This is a genomic window from Bradyrhizobium sp. LA6.8 (assembly GCF_040547935.1).
GTDB classification, from domain to species: Bacteria; Pseudomonadota; Alphaproteobacteria; order Rhizobiales; family Xanthobacteraceae; genus Bradyrhizobium; species Bradyrhizobium barranii.
This window is the reverse complement of record NZ_JBEPQQ010000001.1, coordinates 1,300,451-1,319,668: the sequence shown is the minus strand read 5'-3', so window position 1 is coordinate 1,319,668 and position 19,218 is coordinate 1,300,451. Positions and strand designations below refer to the sequence as shown.

Annotated in this window: 18 protein-coding genes; 12 read left to right on the top strand and 6 right to left on the bottom strand. The window is 65.5% G+C overall.

Annotation, left to right across the window (positions count from 1 at the left end; genetic code table 11):
* The first annotated feature begins 2 nt into the window (after positions 1-2).
* From ABIA90_RS05855 to ABIA90_RS05830, 6 genes are all read left to right on the top strand, one after another.
* Positions 3-686 (top strand): amino acid ABC transporter permease, encoded by a 684-nt coding sequence (locus tag ABIA90_RS05855; RefSeq protein ID WP_354117588.1) that lies wholly within the window; start codon positions 3-5, stop codon positions 684-686.
* Positions 687-693: 7 nt separating this feature from the next.
* Positions 694-1,362 (top strand): amino acid ABC transporter permease, encoded by a 669-nt coding sequence (locus ABIA90_RS05850; protein WP_354117587.1) that lies wholly within the window; start codon positions 694-696, stop codon positions 1,360-1,362.
* 1 nt (position 1,363) lies between these two features.
* Entirely contained in the window at positions 1,364-2,122 is a 759-nt protein-coding gene (locus ABIA90_RS05845; protein WP_028149724.1) for an amino acid ABC transporter ATP-binding protein, read from the top strand.
* 19 nt (positions 2,123-2,141) lie between these two features.
* A complete protein-coding gene (locus ABIA90_RS05840; protein WP_354117586.1) occupies positions 2,142-2,936 on the top strand; it encodes a transporter substrate-binding domain-containing protein in 795 nt (264 codons plus the stop codon).
* 68 nt (positions 2,937-3,004) lie between these two features.
* Positions 3,005-3,451 carry a ribose 5-phosphate isomerase B gene (rpiB, locus tag ABIA90_RS05835; protein ID WP_085402833.1) on the top strand — a complete coding sequence of 149 codons (447 nt, stop codon included), beginning with the start codon at positions 3,005-3,007 and terminating at the stop codon, positions 3,449-3,451.
* Between the two features lie 104 nt (positions 3,452-3,555).
* Complete coding sequence (locus ABIA90_RS05830; RefSeq protein WP_071917509.1) at positions 3,556-4,281, top strand: sulfite exporter TauE/SafE family protein; 726 nt, start codon at positions 3,556-3,558, stop codon at positions 4,279-4,281.
* Positions 4,282-4,287: 6 nt separating this feature from the next.
* Here ABIA90_RS05830 and ABIA90_RS05825 read toward each other — a convergent pair whose 3' ends face one another.
* Entirely contained in the window at positions 4,288-6,366 is a 2,079-nt protein-coding gene (locus ABIA90_RS05825; RefSeq protein ID WP_354117585.1) for a putative bifunctional diguanylate cyclase/phosphodiesterase, read from the bottom strand.
* Positions 6,366-7,523 (bottom strand): ABC transporter substrate-binding protein, encoded by a 1,158-nt coding sequence (locus ABIA90_RS05820; protein ID WP_354117584.1) that lies wholly within the window; start codon positions 7,521-7,523, stop codon positions 6,366-6,368. The genes ABIA90_RS05825 and ABIA90_RS05820 overlap by 1 nt, the downstream gene beginning before the upstream one ends.
* 201 nt (positions 7,524-7,724) lie before the next feature.
* On the opposite strand from ABIA90_RS05820, the gene radA reads away from it, so the two are divergent.
* The 6 genes from radA (at position 7,725) to ABIA90_RS05790 (ending at position 15,096) form a co-directional block, all read left to right on the top strand.
* Positions 7,725-9,173, top strand: a complete 1,449-nt coding sequence (radA, locus tag ABIA90_RS05815) for a DNA repair protein RadA (protein WP_354117583.1) — start codon at positions 7,725-7,727, stop codon at positions 9,171-9,173.
* Positions 9,174-9,339: 166 nt separating this feature from the next.
* Positions 9,340-9,969 carry a CvpA family protein gene (locus ABIA90_RS05810; protein WP_071914705.1) on the top strand — a complete coding sequence of 210 codons (630 nt, stop codon included), beginning with the start codon at positions 9,340-9,342 and terminating at the stop codon, positions 9,967-9,969.
* Positions 9,970-9,998: 29 nt separating this feature from the next.
* Positions 9,999-11,504: an amidophosphoribosyltransferase gene (gene purF / locus ABIA90_RS05805; protein WP_063983721.1), complete on the top strand. Its 1,506-nt coding sequence runs from the start codon at positions 9,999-10,001 to the stop codon at positions 11,502-11,504.
* 216 nt (positions 11,505-11,720) lie between these two features.
* The gene (locus ABIA90_RS05800) at positions 11,721-12,461 is read left to right on the top strand and encodes an SDR family NAD(P)-dependent oxidoreductase (protein WP_354117582.1); all 741 of its coding nucleotides are present in this window, start codon (positions 11,721-11,723) and stop codon (positions 12,459-12,461) included.
* Positions 12,462-12,539: 78 nt separating this feature from the next.
* Positions 12,540-13,703, top strand: coding sequence for an NHL repeat-containing protein (locus tag ABIA90_RS05795; RefSeq protein ID WP_354117581.1), 1,164 nt, complete (start codon positions 12,540-12,542; stop codon positions 13,701-13,703).
* Between the two features lie 166 nt (positions 13,704-13,869).
* The gene (locus ABIA90_RS05790) at positions 13,870-15,096 is read left to right on the top strand and encodes an ABC transporter substrate-binding protein (RefSeq protein ID WP_071914710.1); all 1,227 of its coding nucleotides are present in this window, start codon (positions 13,870-13,872) and stop codon (positions 15,094-15,096) included.
* A 105-nt stretch (positions 15,097-15,201) separates the two neighbouring features.
* Here ABIA90_RS05790 and ABIA90_RS05785 read toward each other — a convergent pair whose 3' ends face one another.
* The 4 genes from ABIA90_RS05785 to ABIA90_RS05770 are packed head-to-tail and all read right to left on the bottom strand — an operon-like array spanning position 15,202 to position 19,136.
* The gene (locus tag ABIA90_RS05785) at positions 15,202-16,458 is read right to left on the bottom strand and encodes a TCR/Tet family MFS transporter (RefSeq protein ID WP_354117580.1); all 1,257 of its coding nucleotides are present in this window, start codon (positions 16,456-16,458) and stop codon (positions 15,202-15,204) included.
* Positions 16,455-17,837, bottom strand: coding sequence for a ribosome biogenesis GTPase Der (der, locus tag ABIA90_RS05780; RefSeq protein ID WP_354117579.1), 1,383 nt, complete (start codon positions 17,835-17,837; stop codon positions 16,455-16,457). Before der ends, ABIA90_RS05785 begins: the two co-directional genes overlap by 4 nt.
* Before the next feature lie 49 nt (positions 17,838-17,886).
* Positions 17,887-18,438 carry a hypothetical protein gene (locus ABIA90_RS05775; protein WP_166095816.1) on the bottom strand — a complete coding sequence of 184 codons (552 nt, stop codon included), beginning with the start codon at positions 18,436-18,438 and terminating at the stop codon, positions 17,887-17,889.
* A 44-nt stretch (positions 18,439-18,482) separates the two neighbouring features.
* Positions 18,483-19,136, bottom strand: a complete 654-nt coding sequence (locus ABIA90_RS05770; RefSeq protein ID WP_282522291.1) for a tetratricopeptide repeat protein — start codon at positions 19,134-19,136, stop codon at positions 18,483-18,485.
* Positions 19,137-19,218 lie beyond the last annotated feature (82 nt).

Genomic DNA, 19,218 nt, shown 5'->3' with positions numbered 1-19,218 from the left:
CGATGAGCCTCCAACTCGACTTTCCCGCAGTGCTGGGGCGTTGGCCGAATTTTCTGGCCGGCGCGGCGCTGACGCTGGAGTTGGCGGCTTTCGCGACGGTGCTCGGCGCCCTGTTCGGCACGCTCGCAGCCGTCGGCCGCGGCTCACGAAGCCCGCTGATCGCGGGCGCCTGCAAAGTCTATGTCGAGACGATCCGCAACACGCCGCTGCTGGTCCAGATCTTCCTGGTCTATTTCGGCCTTGCCAGCCTGGGGCTGAAATTCTCCGCGTTCACGGTGGCCGTGGCCGCGCTGACGATCAACGTCGGCGCCTACACCGCCGAGATCATGCGCGCCGGCTTCGAGGCAATCCCGCGCGGACAGATCGAGGCCGCCGAAGGGCTGGCGCTGTCGCGCCTCCAGATCTACTGGCACATCATCCTGCTGCCGGCGGTCGAGAAGGTCTATCCGGCGCTGACCAGCCAGTTCGTGCTGCTGATGCTGGCCTCCTCGGTCTGCTCGCAGATCTCGGCGGAAGAACTCACCGCCGTCGCCAACTACATCCAGTCGGACACCTACCGGGCGTTCGAGACCTACATCATCGTCGCCGTGCTCTACGTCATCCTGTCGCTGGTGATGCGCGCGGGCTTCTGGGGCCTCGGCCTCGTGCTGTTTCCGCGCCGGCGCCGGCTCGGCACACCGTTGTGAGATGACCATGGGCGGACATCTCAACATCAATCATCTGATGTTCCTCGGCCAGGGCGCGCTGTGGACGATTGGCCTGTCCGTGATCGCGCTGATCGGCGGCGGCATCGTCGGCTTCGTGATCGCGATCGCGCGCATCTCGCCGCTCAAATCGGTGCGGATCGCCAGCGGCGTCTATGTCCAGCTGATCCAGGGCACACCGCTGCTCGTCATCCTGTTCCTCGGCTATTTCGGCCTCGCCGCGATCGGCCTCAAGGTCTCGCCGTTAGCTGCCGCCGGCGCCTCGCTCACGCTCTATGTCTCGGCCTATCTCGGCGAGATCTGGCGCGGCTGCATCCAGTCAGTGCCGAAGCCGCAATGGGAGGCCGCCGAAGGCCTCGCGCTGAGCCGGACCCAGCGCATGATGAAGGTGATCCTGCCGCAGGCGATCCGCATCGCGACGCCGCCGACCGTTGGCTTCATGGTGCAGATCGTCAAGAACACCTCGCTCGCCTCCGTGGTTGGCTTCGTCGAGCTGATGCGGTCGGGCCAGATCGTCAACAACTCGCTGTTCGAGCCGTTCGCCATCTACGCGATCATCGCCGTCGTCTATTTCGCCATGTGCTATCCCCTGTCCCTGTTCAGCCAGAAGCTGGAACGGCGGATGGGGCGTGGCAGGTCCAACCTCGCACCAGCCTGACATGCAGCAAAACCCCTCCTCCTCCGAACCGATCGTGTCGCTCCGCGACGTGCAGAAGAGCTTTGGCCCGCTCCGGGTGCTCGATGGCGTCTCCTTTGCCGTCGAGCGCGGCGAGGTGCTGGCGCTAATCGGCCGCTCCGGCTCCGGCAAGAGCACGGCGCTGCGCTGCATCGACCGCTTCGAGAAGGTCGACGGCGGCGAGATCGTCGTGTGCGGACATCGCGTCGACCGCCCTGATGTCGATCTGCGCGCGCTGCGCCAGGACGTCGGCATCGTGTTCCAGAGCTACAATCTGTTTCCTCACCTCACGATCGAACAGAACATCACGCTCGCCCCCTGCGCCGTGAAGGGCATGGCGACCTCGCAGGCCAGGGACCTCGCCCGAAAAGTGCTCGCGCAGGTCGGGCTCGAGGAGAAGCTGCACGCCTATCCCGAGCAGCTCTCGGGCGGACAGCAGCAGCGCGCGGCCATCGCCCGCTCGCTCGCGATGCAGCCGAAAGTGATGCTGTTCGACGAGGTCACCTCCGCGCTCGATCCCGAACTTACCGGCGAGGTGCTGAAGGTGATCGAGCAATTGGCGGCGGACGGCATGACCATGGTGATGGTCACCCATGAGATGGGTTTTGCCAAAGGCATCGCCGACCGGATCGTCTTCATGCATCGCGGCAAGGTCCACGAGACCGGCCCCGCCTCGATCCTGACGTCGCCGGCGACGCCCGAACTCACGCAATTCGTGGGCACTGGAAACTTAAAATCATAACAGGAGAGGAGAACCAAGGATGACAAACAAGACACTGCTGGGGACCGCCACCGCGCTGTTCGGCCTCGTCATGATATCAGCCACGCCGGCATCGGCCGATCTGCTCGACGACATCACGCAGGCCAAGAAGATCCGCATCTCGACGGACGTCGCCATTCCGCCCTCGGGTATGATGGACAGCAGCATGAAGCCGACCGGCTCCGACGTCGAGGTGGCGCAACTGCTCGCCAAGGATTGGGGGCTCGAGCTCGAATTCATCCAGACCACCGGCGCGACACGCATCCCCAACGTCCTGACCGGCAAGGCCGACATCATCATCTCGACCTTGTCGGTGACGCCCGATCGCGCCAAGGTCATCGACTTCACCAAGCGCTATGCGACGCTGCAATCCGACGTCGGTTGCCTGAAATCCTCGACCATCAAGGACTGGCCCGACCTGAAGGACAAGTCGATCGGCGTCTCACGCGGCACCACGCAGGACACCACCCTGTCCAACATGAAGGACAAGGACCTCAAGATCTCGCGCTACGACGACGACGCCACGATGGTGACGGCGGCCGTCTCCGGTCAGGTCGACTGCGTCGCCTCGTCGGCGACGATCATCAACCAGATCGGGGTGAAGAACCCGTCGCGCGTGTTCGAATCCAGGATCCCGCTGGCGACCTTCGACCTCGCGATCGGCGTGAAGAAGGGCGAGCAGCGCCTGATGGACAAGCTCAACGCCTGGATCACCGAGAACGTCAAGAACGGCAAGCTCAACGCGATCTACAAGAAATTCCACGGGGTCGAGCTGCCGCCCGACATGCGCAGCTGAAACCAGGGAAAATCGTGGCAGCCGCGAAGCGGCTGTCACGACCAACATAAAATCAAGAAGGACATCACATGCGTCTCGTCATCGGATCCGACCACGCCGGCTGGCCGCTCAAGCAGACCGTTATCGACCATATCCGCAGCCTCGGCCACGACATCGTCGATGTCGGCTCCCATGACGACAAGCCGGTGGACTTCCCCGACATCGCGCGGGCGGTGGCTCAGAAGGTGACGTCAGGCGAAGCCGCACGCGGCATCATGGTGTGCGGCACCGGCGTCGGCGCCTCGATCGCGGCCAACAAGATGAAGGGCATCCGCGCCGCGGTTTGCCACGACGTTCATTCCGCCCATCAGAGCGTCGAGCATGACGACGTCAACGTCATGTGCATCGGCGCGCAGATCGTCGGCGCCTGGCTCGCCGTGGATCTGGTCTCGTCCTACCTCTCGGCCGAATTCTCGACGGACGAGGATTTTCGCCGCCGCGTCGAGAAGCTGCGCATCATGGACGAGCAAGGCTGACGGCCGGCCGGGATGGCATGCGCTGAGCGATTGGTTCCCTCGCCTGGAATGGATCGCCCGCATCGCCGGCCACGGCTAAACTCTCCCGATTCGTGGAGAGCACCTTGGCCTTTCTCTTCGTCCTCACCGTCGGCCTGATCGCCGGCACCGTCTCAGGCATCGTCGGCACGGGGTCGTCGATCATGCTGATGCCGGTGCTAGTCTATGCCTATGGGCCGAAGGAAGCCGTGCCGATCATGGCGGTCGCCTCGGTGATGGCGAATTTCTCCCGGATCCTGGCCTGGTGGCGCGAGGTCGACTGGCGGGCCTGCGCGGCCTATTCGGTGACGGGCATTCCGGCCGCCGTGTTGGGCGCGCGCACGCTGCTCGCGCTCCCCTCGCACGCCGTCGATCTCGCCATCGGCGTCTTCCTGATCGCGATGGTGCCGGTGCGGCACTGGCTGGCGCGGCACGATCTCAAGGCCAATCTCTGGCACCTCGCGATCGGCGGGGCGATCATCGGCTATCTCACCGGCATCGTGGTCTCGACCGGCCCGCTCAGCGTGCCGCTGTTCCTGTTCTACGGCCTGTCCAAGGGCGCCTTCCTCGCCACCGAAGCGGCCTCCTCACTCGGCCTCTACTTCGCGAAATCCGTGACCTTCGAACGTTTCGGTGCGTTGACGCAGGATGTCTTCATCAAGGGCCTGGTCGCAGGCTCCTCGCTGATGTCGGGCGCCTTCATCGCAAAACGCTTCGTGCTGCATCTCAAGCCGGAGATGTTCCGCCTGGTGATGGACGCGATCATGATCGCTGCGGGCCTCTCCATGCTCTGGAACGCAACGCAGTCGTAATCGCGCTCAGGCGGCGAATTCGGGCGCGATCGACGGGCTGCCGGCGAGGACGCGGCTTGTCTCAGTGGGTACCGCCTGCTTTTCGAGCCATTGCAGCACGGCGTCGAGCGGCTGCGGCCGATGGTAGTGATAACCCTGCCCGAGCATCACGCCCATCTCGCGCATGGCGTCTGCCTGCTCGGGCCGCTCGATGCCTTCCGCGACGAGCGTCAGCCCCAGCGTGCCGGCGAGCGAGGCGATGACGCCGACGATCGCCTTGTCTTCCGCGCTGTCAGGGATCTCGCTGATGAAGGCTTTGTCGATCTTGACCTTGTCGAGCGGGAACCGCCTGAGATGCGCGAGCGAGCTGTAGCCGGTGCCGAAATCGTCGAGCGCGATGGTCGCGCCCAGGCGCCGCAGGCGGTGCAGCGTCTCGGAGGCGCTGGCGATGTTGTTGATCAGCGATCCCTCGGTGATCTCGAGCTCCAGCAATGATGCCGCAACGTTGAAACGCGCGCAGGTCGCGCGCAGCTCGGCGGCGAGCGAATGGTCGGCAAGCTCGGACGGCGGCAGATTGATCGCGATCCGGATCTGCGGCCTGCCGGCGGACGCCAGTCGCTGCAGCGCGCGACAGGCATCGGTCAGCACGTAGCGCGTCAGCCGCGCATTGTTGCCGCTGCGCTCGATCAGCGGCAGGAATTCGCCGGGACCGATCAAGCCAAGTTCGGGATGGCGCCAGCGGATCAGCGCCTCGAGCCCGACAACGGCCTGGCTCCCGAGGTCGACCTGGCTCTGATACCAGACCTCGAACTGCCCCTCGGCGAAGCCTGCGGGGATGGCGAGCTCGAGATCCCGGCGGCGGCGATAGTCGCGCTGAAGCGCTTCGTCGAGCACGGCGACCGTGCCGGGCGCCTTGCTCTTGGCATGGTAGAGCGCGATGTCGGCGAGCGCCGGCAAATGCGACAGCTCGGGATCGCCGGCGCGGCGCACGGCAAGGCCGATGCTGGCGCGCGGCACGACCTGCTTGTCGTGCAGCCGGATCGGCTCGGAAATCGCATCTAACAGCTGGCGCGCGAACGCCTGGGCGGTCGCTTCATTGCTGACCTCGGGGCGGATGACGACGAATTCGTCGCCGCCGAGCCGGGCGACCCAATCCTGCGGTTCGACCGCATCACGAAGGCGCTCGGAGATGTGCACCAGGAACTTGTCGCCGGCATCATGGCCGAAGGTGTCGTTGATGCCCTTGAAGTCGTCGAGATCGATGAAGCAGAAGGCGATCAGCGAGTCCGGCGAGCCGGCATCGCCGCTCAGCGTCACCAGATGCTCGGACAGCGAGCGACGATTGGGCAGGCCCGTGAGCGGATCGTGCGCGGCCATGTGCCCGAGCCGGTCGAGCGCGCCCGATGTCGTGTGCTGCATGGCGTTGAAGGCACGCGCGAGCTGGCCGAATTCGTTCGTCGATTTGATGTCGGCCGGATAGGCTCGCCCGTCCTGCTTGCTGCGCTGGATCGCCGACATGATCGCGGTAAGCGGCTTGCCGATGAAGATGTTGGCCGATATCCGCATCGCGATCAGGGTGGCAAATGTTGCGAGCAGGCCGACCACCAGCAGCAGCAGCAGCCGGCTGCCCGTGTCCGTGTAGACCGTCGCATAGGAATAGGCGATCGCGATACGACCGGCCTGCACGGCGATGTTGCCGTTGCTGTACCGGATCGGACGCGAGACTTCCGATACCGCCTGGTCCGCCGGCCGCGCCACCACCCGCGCGATCGCGACGCCGGTGTCGTCATAAACGGCCGCCGCGGCAATGGCCTCGTCGTGCATGATCTCGTTGAGGACGCTCGTGACCTGATCGTAGCGCATCTTCCAGAGCGGCTCGGCGATCAGCTCGGCGCGGCTCTCGGCCGTGCGGGCAATGCGCGCGTCGAGCTGCCTGATCTGCGACCAGAAGCTCGATGCCTCGACGCCGGCGGAGGCGAGCAGCTGCACCACCAGCAGCACCGGAACGGTGGCCCAGATCATCGCGCGGACCACCGAGCGCGAGCGCGACGGCGCCGTCGCCTGCTGCTTGCGATCCCGATCGGTCATGTCGTCACCGTTTCGCATCAGTCAGCAGCGCCTTCCGGAAGCGTCAGCGAAGAGATGAGCGCATCGATGGAGAAATCGTACTGGCCGCAGCGCCCTGCCCTCGCCCTGAAGCGCGCGAAATCGATCCGATCGAAGGCGTGCGTCTTGATGAGGTCTCCGACCGCAGCGAGATTGTCGCGCGTGATCGCAGACGTCCTGGCCTCGACGCGGGGCGATGCGGTCGCGAAGTCGCAGCCGTCGGCGTAGTCGCGCAGGAGGACGATCGACCAGCCGCCGAGCAGGAAATGTCCGCCATCGGTCATGAGCAGACGGCCCGCCTTGATCTCGCGCAGCGCGTCCTCCGACCAGTTGAGGCCGACCAGCTGGATGTTCCGGCCGGGCGTGAGGCCGGCAGCGACCACTGCGCGAAGCGCGCCGAGCGCCATCGGATCGTTTCCGGCCCAGATGCCGGCAGGCCGGATCTCCTTGCGCGCGGCCCAGCTCAGATAATTCCTGGTGACCTGCTCTGCCTCCGACTGGGTCCAGTTGGCGAACAGCATCCGGTCCACCACCACGTCTGGCGCGGCGTCCACCGCGAGCTTGAGACCGGCGTTGCGGGCGATCGAGGCCGGCGTGATCTCGTCGCCACCGATGCCGAGAATGTGGATCTTGCCGTCCGGGCTCTGCCATTTCTCGGCGCGCGCCGCGCTGATCAGGGCATTGGCCATCCTCGCGCCCGCGGTCTGGAGATCCGTCGTGATGTCGCCGAGCCAGGTCTTGAGCTTTTGCCGGGGCGGTCCGAGGCGCGCGGCGTCGTCGCCGATCAGCGTGTTCGAGAGCAGCAGCGTCTTGACCCCGGCGGCCTCGGCCGCCTCCAGGATGGGAACGGCAGCGGATTCCTCGTTCGACAGGATGAGGAAGTCCGGCTTGTCGGCGCGTGCCACCACGCCGAAGCCAAGCTCCTGCATGGTGCGGTAATTCCGCTCGCTGGTCAGCACCTCGACATGGGCGTCGAGCTTGCGGCCCGCGGCCTGCATGGTCTGCGCGACCATGTCCCAGTAGACCTCGCCGGTCTTGCCGGGGTTGACGAAAACGATGTTGAGACGCCCGGCGTCGGCCGCAACGGCGCCGCCAACCGGCAGAAGAAAGCCGCAGGCCATGCCCACGGCGAGCATTATCCGCAAGACTACCGTCATTCGTTTCGCCATCCCGTATCGGTTTCGAAACTGGACCCGCGTCCGCTAACATTTGGCAAAGTCCGGAACGGCGCGGCGGCGTAGAGCTAACAAAGGGTGTATCGGCTGCGGTGAATTGGGCTAATGGGGGTGCCGGCGATCGCCGTCTCGCCCGTCATTCCGTGCTATCAGCAAACCTGAAAACCCCGACTCGCTGTCCCCATGGCCAAGAACACGCTTTCCTTCGTCTGCCAGAACTGCGGCGCGGCCTATAACCGCTGGCAGGGCAAGTGCGAATCCTGCGGCGAGTGGAACACGCTTGCCGAGGAGGACACGACCGGCAGCGTGCCGGTCTCGATCCGCTCCAAGCGCAAGGGACGGACGTTTGCGCTGGAGAGCCTGTCGGGGAAGACCCAGGACGCTCCTCGCCTGTCCTCGGGCATGACCGAGCTCGACCGCGTCACCGGTGGCGGCTTCGTCCGCGGCTCGGTGCTGCTGGTCGGCGGCGATCCCGGCATCGGCAAGTCGACGCTGCTGACGCAGGCCACCAGCATGATGGCGCGCGCCGGCCACCGCATCGTCTACATCTCCGGCGAAGAGGCGGTCGCCCAGGTGCGCCTGCGCGCCGAGCGGCTCGGCTTGTCGGACGCGCCGGTGCAGCTGGCGGCCGAGACCTCTGTCGAGGACATCGTCTCGACGCTGTCGGAAGGCGCGGTGCCGCGGCTGATCGTGATCGACTCGATCCAGACCATGTGGACCGACACGGTGGAATCCGCGCCCGGCACGGTCACCCAGGTGCGCGCCTCGGCGCAGGCGCTGATCCGCTTCGCCAAGAAGACGGGTGCTGCCATCATCCTGGTCGGCCATGTCACCAAGGACGGCCAGATCGCAGGCCCCCGCGTGGTCGAGCACATGGTCGATGCGGTGCTGTCCTTCGAGGGCGAAGGCTCGCAGCAATTCCGCATCCTGCGCGCCGTGAAAAACCGATTCGGCCCGACCGACGAGATCGGCGTGTTCGAGATGACCGGCCTTGGCCTGCGCGAGGTCACCAATCCGTCCGAGCTTTTCCTGTCCGAGCGCGATCTGGGCACGCCGGGCACCGCAGTCTTCGCGGGCATCGAGGGCACGAGGCCCGTTCTGGTCGAATTGCAGGCCTTGGTGGCCCCCACCTCGCTCGGCACCCCGCGCCGGGCCGTGGTCGGCTGGGATCAGAGCAGGCTCTCCATGGTGCTGGCAGTGCTGGAGGCCCATTGCGGGGTCAAGCTGTCCGGCCACGACGTCTATCTGAACGTCGCGGGCGGCCTGCGCATCCACGAGCCGGCGGCCGATATGGCCGCCGCGGCCGCACTGGTTTCATCCCTGGTTAATGCGCAGTTACCCACCGATGCTGTCTATTTCGGCGAGATTTCGCTCTCCGGCGTCATCCGCCCGGTGGCGCAGACCCCGGCCCGGCTCAAGGAAGCGGTCAAGCTCGGCTTCAAGCGCGCCGTGCTGCCCGAATCGGCCCGGGGCGGCGATGCTGGCGGCGACGCCGGACTGTCCCTGAACGCGATCAACAGCCTGACGACACTGGTGGCCGAGATCGCGGCCCGGGGCTCCCGCCGCGGCGAACAGAGCCCGCCGGCGGAGAAAAATGCCACACCGGCAAGATTCCGCCGTGGAGAGGGTTAGGTGGAGGTGACGTCCTCCGCCCCCACCGCTATACAGCCGTCACAAAAGCAGCATGGGATTGCGTGGTTGCGGCCTTGCCGGGAACGCCGTCCGGCCCTCACTTAGGGCCACGGCCAAACACCGATTCGCTGAGCACCTTTGAAGTACGAGCGGACCCGACCAGCCGATGCCAGTAACACTCCTCGACCTGATCCTGCTCGGTGTGATGCTGATCTCGGGCCTGCTCGCCATGGTCCGCGGCTTCATGCGTGAAATCCTGTCGATCGCGGCCTGGGGCGCCGCGGCGATCGTGACGCTGTACTCGTTCTCGAAGCTGCTGCCGACCGCAAAGACCTATTTCAACAACGACACGGTCGCGAGCGTCGTCGTGGTCGCCGGCGTGTTCGTGGGCACCCTGGTCGTGGTCTCCGTCATCACGGTCCGGATCTCCGACATGATCCTGGATTCGCGCATCGGCGCGCTGGATCGCACCCTGGGCTTCCTGTTTGGCCTCGCTCGCGGGCTTTTGATCGTCGTGGTCGCGTTCCTGTTCTTCACCTGGCTGGTGCCGGACAAGCAGCGTCCAGACTGGGTCACGGGGGCAAAGTCCCGGGTGGTGCTCCAGGGAACCGGGGATTGGCTGATGGCCCTCTTGCCTGACGACCCCGAGAACACCATCTTGAAGAGATTCAAGAAAAACAAACCAGATGATGATCAAGCTGATTCCGAACAGCAGCCTTCGGGCACTGGCGACGGATACAGCAAACCGGCTCGTGACAGCCTCAAGAAGCTGATCGAGAAACCTGCGGCGCGTTGATTAGGCCCTAAGAGAGAGGCGCGGACGAGATGCGACACCCTGACCAGGACGCCCAACTTGATCTCGGCCCAGCCGCGCTAGAGCTTCAGGACGACCTGGAGGGCGATACGCTCCGCGAGGAATGCGGCGTCTTCGGCATCTATGGCCACCCTGACGCCGCCGCCATCACTGCGCTCGGTCTCCACGCCCTCCAGCATCGCGGCCAGGAGGCCGCCGGCATCGTCTCCTACGACGGCAGCCGCTTTCACTCGGAACGCCGCCTCGGCCTCGTGGGCGACACCTTCTCCCGCCGCGAGGTGATCGACCGCCTGCCCGGCAATATGGCCGTCGGTCATGTCCGCTACTCCACCACCGGCGCCACCATCCTGCGCAACGTGCAGCCGCTGTTCGCCGAGCTCAATGCCGGCGGCCTTGCGGTCGCCCACAACGGCAACCTCACCAACGGCCTGACGCTGCGCCGCGAGCTCGTGAAGAACGGCGCGATGATGCAGTCGACCACCGACACCGAGGTGATCCTGCATCTCGTCGCGCGCTCCAGGCGCAGCCGCTTCATCGAGCGCTACATCGACGCCCTGCGCGAAATCGAGGGCGCCTATGCGCTGGTTTCGCTGACCAACAAGAAACTGGTCGGCGCGCGCGATCCGCGCGGCATCCGTCCGCTGGTGCTCGGCGAGCTCGACGGTTGCCCGATCCTGACCTCGGAGACCTGCGCGCTCGACATCATCGGCGCGCGCTTCATTCGCGACATCGAGCCCGGCGAAGTCATCGTGTTCGACGAGAACGGCCAGGACATTCACAAGCCGTTCCCGCCGATGGCGCCGCGCCCCTGCATCTTCGAATACATCTATTTCTCCCGTCCGGACTCCATCGTTCACGGCCGCTCGGTCTACGAAGTGCGCAAGGCCTTTGGTGCGCAGCTCGCGCGCGAGAGCCATGTGCCGATCGACGTCGTCGTACCGGTGCCGGATTCCGGCGTGCCCGCCGCGGTCGGCTACAGCCAGCATTCCGGCGTGCCGTTCGAGCTCGGCATCATCCGCAACCACTATGTCGGCCGCACCTTCATCCAGCCGACCCAGGCGATCCGCGAGTCCGGCGTGCGCATGAAGCATTCGGCCAACCGCGCCGCGATCGAAGGCAAGCGCATCATCCTGATCGACGACTCGCTGGTGCGCGGCACGACCTCGAAGAAGATCGTGCGCATGATGCGCGACGCCGGCGCCAAGGAAGTGCATTTCCGCCTCGCCTCGCCGCCGATCCTCTATCCCGATTATTACGGCATCGACCTGCCGGATCGCGGCGGCCTTCTGGCCGCGACGCATTCGCTGGAGGAGATGCGCGAGATCATCGGCGCCGACTCGCTCGCCTTCCTGTCGATCGACGGCATGTATCGCGCCATGGGCGAGCCCGGCCGCGACCCCGCCAATCCGAAATTCTCGGATCATTGCTTCACCGGGGCGTATCCGACCCACCTCACCGACCAGACCCAGACCGAGCAGCAGCCGCGGCAATTGTCGCTGCTGGCGGAAGCGAGCTGACGAAAGACCGCGACGATGCAGCTGGCCATCGCCATTCTCTGCGGAGGGCTTTTGGTCGGCTTCATCGTCTTGCCTTCAGGCAGGGCATGAAGGTGCCGCCTGACAGCTCGGGGAACGGCCCGAACAATAGTACCAATATCCAGTAGGGCTGCGGCGGGAGCTCGAGGGCAGAAATTCCGGGCTTGTCCCGGCCATCCACGCCTGTAAAACCCCGCCATGACAAAACCCCTCGCCAACCGCATCGCTCTCGTCACCGGCGCCTCGCGCGGCATCGGCTTCGCCACGGCCAGGGCGCTGGCCAAGGCGGGCGCGCATATCGTTGCGACGGCGCGCACGCAGGGCGGGCTGGAAGAGCTCGATGACGAGATCCGGAAAGACGGCGGCAGCGCCACGCTGGTGCCGCTCAATCTCACCGATTCCGACGGCATCGCGCGGCTCGGGGCCGGGCTGCACGAACGCTATGGCAAGCTCGACATCCTCGTCGGCAATGCCGGCGTGCTCGGCCCCTCCTCGCCGGTCGGCCACATCGAACTGAAAACTTTCACCGACGTGATGGCCGTCAACGTCTCGGCGAACTTCCAGCTGATCCGCTGCATGGAGCCGCTGCTGAGGCAGTCCGATGCCGGCCGCGCCGTGTTCATCACCTCAGGCGCCGCCAACAAGGCCACCGCCTATGTCAGCCCCTACGCCGCCTCCAAGGCCGCGCTGGAAACACTGGCCCGCGCCTGGGCGCAGGAAACCGCGAACACGCCGCTCCGTGTCAACCTGTTCAACCCGGGCCCGATCCGCACCCGCATGCGGGCCACGTTGATGCCGGGCGAAGATCCGGCGACGCTGGAGACACCCGAGCAGGTCGCCGAATTCATCGTCCCGATGTGCGCGCCTGACTGGACCGAAACCGGCAAGTTCTACGACTACAAGACCCGCACACTGATGAGCTTCCGCTCGCCGGCCTGATTGACTCGCGTGCCTCCCCGCGATTGACTGCCCGCGCTCAAGCGGCAGCAAGCCGCAAGCCAAAAAAGGGAGGTTGCCATGGCGCCGTGGCATGATCGCGCAGGGCTTGTCTGTACAAGGCTCGGCCGTGCGCTCGTACGAGTCTCTCACGCCTTCTCCATCCTTATTGCAGCCATCGCGTTCGTGCTTCCAGGCACGGCGACTGCGGGTGACGTCCCGACCTTCGCGGTCGATGCCTCCTGGCCAAAACAGCTGCCGAACAACTGGATCCTCGGCCAGGTCGGCGGCATCACCGTCGACTGGCAGGGCCATATCTGGGTGATCCATCGCCCGCGCTCGCTCACCGATGACGAGAAAGGCGCGAGCCTCAACCCGCCGCGCTCGAAGTGCTGCGTCTCGGCGCCGCCCGTGCTCGAATTCGACACCGACGGCAATCTGCTGCGGTCGTGGGGCGGTCCGGGCGAAGGCTATGAATGGGTCGGCCGCGAGCACGGCATCGAGGTCGACGAGCGCGGCTTCGTCTGGGTCGGCGGCAATGCCGACAACGACAATGCCATTTTGAAATTCACGCTCGACGGCAAGTTCGTCGCCCAGATCGGAAAGATCGCGCCGAGCCTCGGCAGCAACGACACCACGCAGCTCGGCAAGCCCGCCGAAACCGCGATCGACAAGGCGGCGAACGAAATCTACGTCGCCGACGGTTATGGCAACCGCCGCGTCATCGTGTTCGATGCGACGACGCTCGCTTACAAGCGGCACTGGGGCGCCTATGGCAACAAGCCCGATGACAACAAGCAGGCGGCGTATGATCCCAAGGCGCCCGTCTCCCAACAATTCGGAAATCCCGTCCATTGCGTGAAGCTCGCCAATGACGGTCTCGTCTACGTCTGCGACCGCATCAACAATCGCATCCAGGTGTTCAAAAAGGATGGCACCTTCGTGAAGGAGTTCTTCTTCGAGAAGAACACCCTCGGCAACGGCGCGGTGTGGGACATCGCGATCTGGCCCGATCCGAAGCAGACCTATTTGCTCAGCGCCGACGGCGAGAACAACGAGATCCGGGTGATCAAGCGCGAGGACGGCAGCGTCGTCGGCAGCTTCGGCCACAACGGCCGCAACGCCGGGCAGTTCCACTGGGTGCATGCCATGGCGATAGACGCCAAGGGTAACGTCTATACCGCCGAGGTCGACACCGGTAAGCGCATCCAGAAATTCAAGCTGACCTCGGACGCGCTCAAATAGCGTCTCAACACACTTTGCCCAAAGGTTAACCGACGGATGACGCTACGCCGCAGCGTCATCCGGCTTTAGGCGCATTGCCGCCAGCCGTGGGACACGGTAGAGCGATCAGCCGGAACAAGGCTCCGCAAGAGAGCCGTCCGCATATTGAAAATGGAGGAGACCTTTTATGACGACGACGCTCGCGCGCCGCTATGCGGCCCTTCTGGCCTGTGCCACCTTCGGTTTTGCAACATCCGCTTACGCGCAGGACAAGACCGTCAAGATCGGCGTCTTGAATGACATGTCGAGCCTTTATGCCGATATCGGCGGCCCGAACTCCGTGGTCGCGATCAAGATGGCCGTCGAGGATTCCGGCCTGCTCAAGAAGGGCTGGAAGATCGACGTGCTGAGCGGCGATCACCAGAACAAGCCGGACGTCGGCGTCAATATCGCTCGGCAGTGGATCGACAACGAGAAGGTCGATGCGATCGCCGATACGCCGAACTCCGGCGTCGCGCTCGCGGTCAGCAACCTCGTCAAGGAAAAGAATTCGGTGCTGCTGAATTCCGGCGCCGCCTCTGCCGACTTGACCGGCAAGGCCTGCACGCCGAACACAATCTCCTACACTTACGACACCTACATGCTCGCCAACGGCACCGGCAAGGCGCTGACCAAGGCTGGCGGCGACACCTGGTTCTTTCTTACCGCGGATTATGCCTTCGGCCACGCGCTGGAGCGCGACACCACGGCCGTCGTGACGGCGAACGGCGGCAAGGTGCTGGGCAGCGTCAAGCATCCGATCAACAGCTCGGACTTCTCGTCCTTCCTGCTGCAGGCCCAATCGTCCAAGGCCAAGGTGGTCGGCCTCGCCAATGCCGGCGGCGACACCACGAACTCGATCAAGCAGGCGGCCGAATTCGGCATCGTATCGGGCGGCCAGAAGCTCGCGGCGCTGCTGCTGTTCATCAACGACGTGCATTCGCTGGGGCTCAAGACCGCGCACGGCCTGACCTTCACCGAGTCCTTCTACTGGGACATGAACGAGCAGACGCGCGCCTGGTCGAAGCGCTTCGCAGCCCTGGCCAGCAAGAATGCGATGCCGTCGATGACCCAGGCCGGCAACTACGCGATGGTGCTGCATTATCTCAAGGCGATGGAAGCGCTCGGCGGCAACCCGCATGACGGCGCCAAGGTCGTCGCCAAGATGAAGGAGCTGCCGACCGACGATCCGCTGTTCGGCAATGGCCCGCTGCGCCAGGACGGACGCCGTCTCATCCCGGCCTATCTGTTCGAGGTGAAGAAGCCCGAGGAGTCGAAGGGTCCGTGGGACTACTACAAGCAGATCGCCACGATCGCGGCGGAAGACGCGGCCAAGCCGCTCAAGGACAGCGAGTGCCCGCTGGTGAAGAAGTAAGAGAGTCGACGTTGCCGTAGGGTGGGCAAAGGCGCGTAAGCGCCGTGCCCACCTTCTCTCCGCGAGTTGACGAAGTAGCGGTGGGCGCGCTTCGCTTTGCCCACCCTACGAAACCGTCTTCGTAGTCACCAGCGTCCGCATTGCGATCGCGACACATACCACCATCAATACCGCCGCAAGCAGGAACGGCGCGCCGGGCAGATGCCACGGCGCGCTGGCGCCGATGAAATAGGAAAACGTCAGCGTGAACAGGAACGGCCCGACGAGCTGCGAGACGCTCTGCACGCTCGCGGTTGCGCCCTGCAACTGGCCCTGCTGATCGGGCGCAACCAGCCGCGTCATCAAGGATTGCATGGCTGCCCCCGAGATGCCCCACAGCGACATCACGGGAATGCCGATCCAGAACAGCGGGCCGGTCGGCGCGGCGCCGAAGATCACGAAGCCGATCGCACCACAGCACAGACCGAGCACCAGCGCATTCCGCTCGCCGAGCACGCGCACGATCGGGCCGATGGCGAGCCCCTGCACCACCATGGCGCAGATGCCGACCATCGCGAGCGTCAGACCCACGGTCTTGGAATCCCAGCCGTAGCGATAGGTCGCATAGAGCACGAAGGTCGAGGGCAGCACGACATGCGCGACCTGTGCGATGAAGTTGACGATGGATAACGCGGCCAGCGCCGCGTTGGAACGCAGCAAGTGCAGCGCTCCGACCGGATTGGCGCTGGTCCAGCGGAACGGCGCGCGCCGCTCCGGCGCCAGCGATTCCGGCAGGACGAAGAGCCCATAGAGCGCATTGGCAAAGCTCAAAGCCGCCGACGCCCAGAACGGCAGCCGCGGATCGATATCGCCGAGCAGGCCGCCGAGCGCCGGGCCCAGGATGAAGCCGGCGCCGAAGGCAGCTCCAATCCTGCCGAAGACGGCCGCGCGCCGCTCCGGCGGCGTGATGTCGGCGATATAGGCAAAGGCGGTCGAAATGCTCGCCGAGGTGATGCCCGAGATCACGCGGCCGATGAACAACCAGAGCAGCGACGGCGCGAGCGCCATCAACACATAGTCGGCGGCGAGCCCGAAATTCGACAGCAGCACCACCGGCCGCCGTCCGAAGCGATCCGACAGCGCGCCGAGCACCGGCGAGAACACGAACTGCATCAGCGCCCAGGCGGTGCCGAACAGGCCGAAGATGCGGGCCGCATGCGCGGTGTCGTTGTCGACGAAGCTCTCGATCAGCTTCGGCAGGATCGGCATGATCACGCCGAGCGCGAGCATGTCGAGCAGGATGGTGACGAAGATGAAGGCGACGGCACCACGCCGGACCGGCGCAGCGCTTCGCGCCGTCGCCTCGCCGGCATCGTTGCTCACGACGGCCGCTTGCGCTTGTGGGCGAAGGGGTTGGCCTTTTCGCGAAGAGTGATGCGCACCGGCGTACCCGGCAGCTCAAAGGTCTCGCGCATGGAATTGGTCAGGTAGCGCAAGTAGGACTGCGGCACCGCGTCAGCGCGCGAACAGAACAGCACGAAGCTCGGTGGGCGCGCCTTCGTCTGGGTGATGTAGTTCAGCTTCAATCGGCGGCCGGACACGGCCGGCGGCGGATTGGCCTGAACGGCCTGCTCGAACCAGCGGTTCAGTGCCGACGTCGACACGCGCTTGTTCCAGAGCGCGTAGGCGTCCTGGATCGCCTGCATCAGCCGATCGATACCCTCGCCCATCAGGCCCGACACGGCGACGATCGGTACGCCCTTGATCTGCGGCAGCCAATGATCGGCATCGCGACGCAAGGTCGAGATCGCGCCGCCGCCCTTGGTCTCCATGAGATCCCATTTGTTCACGGCGAGGACGACCGCGCGCCCCTCGCGCTCGATCAGATCGGTGATGCGCAGATCCTGCTCCTCGAAGCGGTTCTGCGTGTCCATCATCATCACGACGACTTCGGCAAAGCGCACCGCGCGCAACGCGTCGGCGACCGAGAGCTTCTCCAGCTTTTCCTCGATGCGCGAGCGACGGCGCAGGCCTGCGGTATCGAACACGCGAAAATCGCGGCCCTTCCAGTTGATCTCGACCGCGATGGAATCGCGCGTGGTGCCGGCCTCCGGGCTCGTCAGCAGGCGCTCCTCGCCGAGCAGATGATTGATCAGCGTCGACTTGCCGGCATTGGGCCGGCCGACGATGGCGACGCGGATCGGACGCGTCGCGGCCTCCTCCTCGGTCAGCGGCTCGTCGTCCTCGGCTTCATCTTCCTCGACAGGCTCCGGCATCAACTCGCGGAGGGCGTCATACAGCTCGCCCATGCCCTCGCCGTGCTCGGCCGAGACCTGAATGGGATCGCCGAGGCCGAGCGCAAACGCCTCCATCGCGCCGGCATCGCCGTGCTTGCCTTCGCTCTTGTTGGCGACCAGCAGTACCGGCTTGTCGGCCTTGCGGGCGAAATCGGCGAAGGCGCGATCGGTGGGCGTCAGGCCGATGCGGGCATCGATGACGAAGAACAGCGCGTCGGCCTGTGCAATCGCGGCCTCGGTCTGCTCCTGCATGCGCGCGGTCAGCGAGCCCTTGGCGCCCTCGTCGAGGCCGGCGGTGTCGATGATGGTGAATTCGAGATCGCCGAGCCTGGCCTCACCTTCGCGGCGGTCGCGGGTGACGCCCGGCAGGTCATCGACGAGCGCGAGCTTCTGCCCAACCAGGCGGTTGAACAGCGTCGATTTGCCGACATTGGGCCGGCCGATAATAGCAATCGTGAAGGACATCGGTCATTCGTGCGCTGCGAAGGCCGCGCCTGTCAATGTAATGAAGGGATCAGCGCGAAAAGCTGCCGCTCGGCATCGGTGCCGGGAAAGCTCCCTGCGATTGCTGCTGGGTGGTCTGGGTCGGCTGCGCCTGCTGGACGGGTTGATCCGGCGGCGGGGCGGTGGTGCGCTTGCGCACGATCTTCTGCTTGGGCGGCGGAGCGGCCGTAGGCGGCGCGGCCTCGGGCTGGGCCTCGCCGTCAACCTCGCCCGCCGGCGCCTCAGCGGGCGCGGTGGAGGCGCTGGCAGGCTGTTTGGTCTTCTTCGCCTTGGCACCCTTTGCCGGCTTGGCCTCGGGCGGCGGCTCGGCGGGCAGAGCCGCGACGGCCGGTGCGTTCGGATCCGGCTGCTGCTGTGCTGCGCCCTTGTACATCTCCCGCGGCACGCCCTGCTCGAGGCCCGGAACGCCCTCCGGGAAGACCGGCTTGCGGTCGCCCGGCAGCTTCTTCTTGGTGTCGAGGAAGTCGAGCATGTCGCTTGGATCGAAGCTGGAGCAGCCGCCCAGGATGCCCGTGAAGGCGATCAGGACGGCGGCTGCGATCAAGCGTGGCGTGCGGCGCATCTTGTGTCTCGTCTACGTCAGTGAGCCCGAAGGTCAGCTCTTGGTCAGCTTTTGGCGACGGGCGGCAGCAGGGCCTGGAGCGCCTCGGCGCGTGAGCGCAAACCGGGCGGCGTTTCGCCGTCCTCGGCAATCGCGTCGAGCCATTTGCGGGCCGCGGTCATGTCGTTGTTGCGCCAGGCCGATAGCGCCAGCAACTCGCGGGCGCTGTGGCGGAACGTGGATTTGGGCGCGGCGGAGGACTCCAGCCGCTGCTGCATGTCGGCATAGGACGCGCTGTCGACCAGCAGGCCGGCGGCGCGGATCTTCGCCAGATCCTGCCACTCACCACCGATGCTGCGATCGGCGGCGATGTCGTCAAACATCTTGGCGGCCGCCTTGGGATCGCGGGGCGCTGCCTCGGCCGCGGCACGTAGCCGCGCCAGGGTGCGATAACCCGAGGGAGCCTTGGCGGCGAGCTCAGTGAAGGCGGCCTCGGCCTCCGCGTGCTTGTCCTGGTCGGACAGCTCAGCGGCCTTCTCGAAGGCGGCGCCGGCCTCGGCGGCCTTCTTGCCCTCCAGATACTGGTAGCCGCGCCAGCCGCCGACGGCGGCCACGATCAGCACCATCAGGGCAATGAAGACAATCGAATACTTGTCCCACAGCTTCTTGAGCTGTTCGCGACGTACTTCCTCGTCGACTTCGTCAAATAATTCAGACACTTATGTTAATCCCATGCCCGTCCGGGTGCGCGCGCCAATGCGTTCGCGTCAGGAATCCCGTCCCCCACGTGGCGGCGGGGTA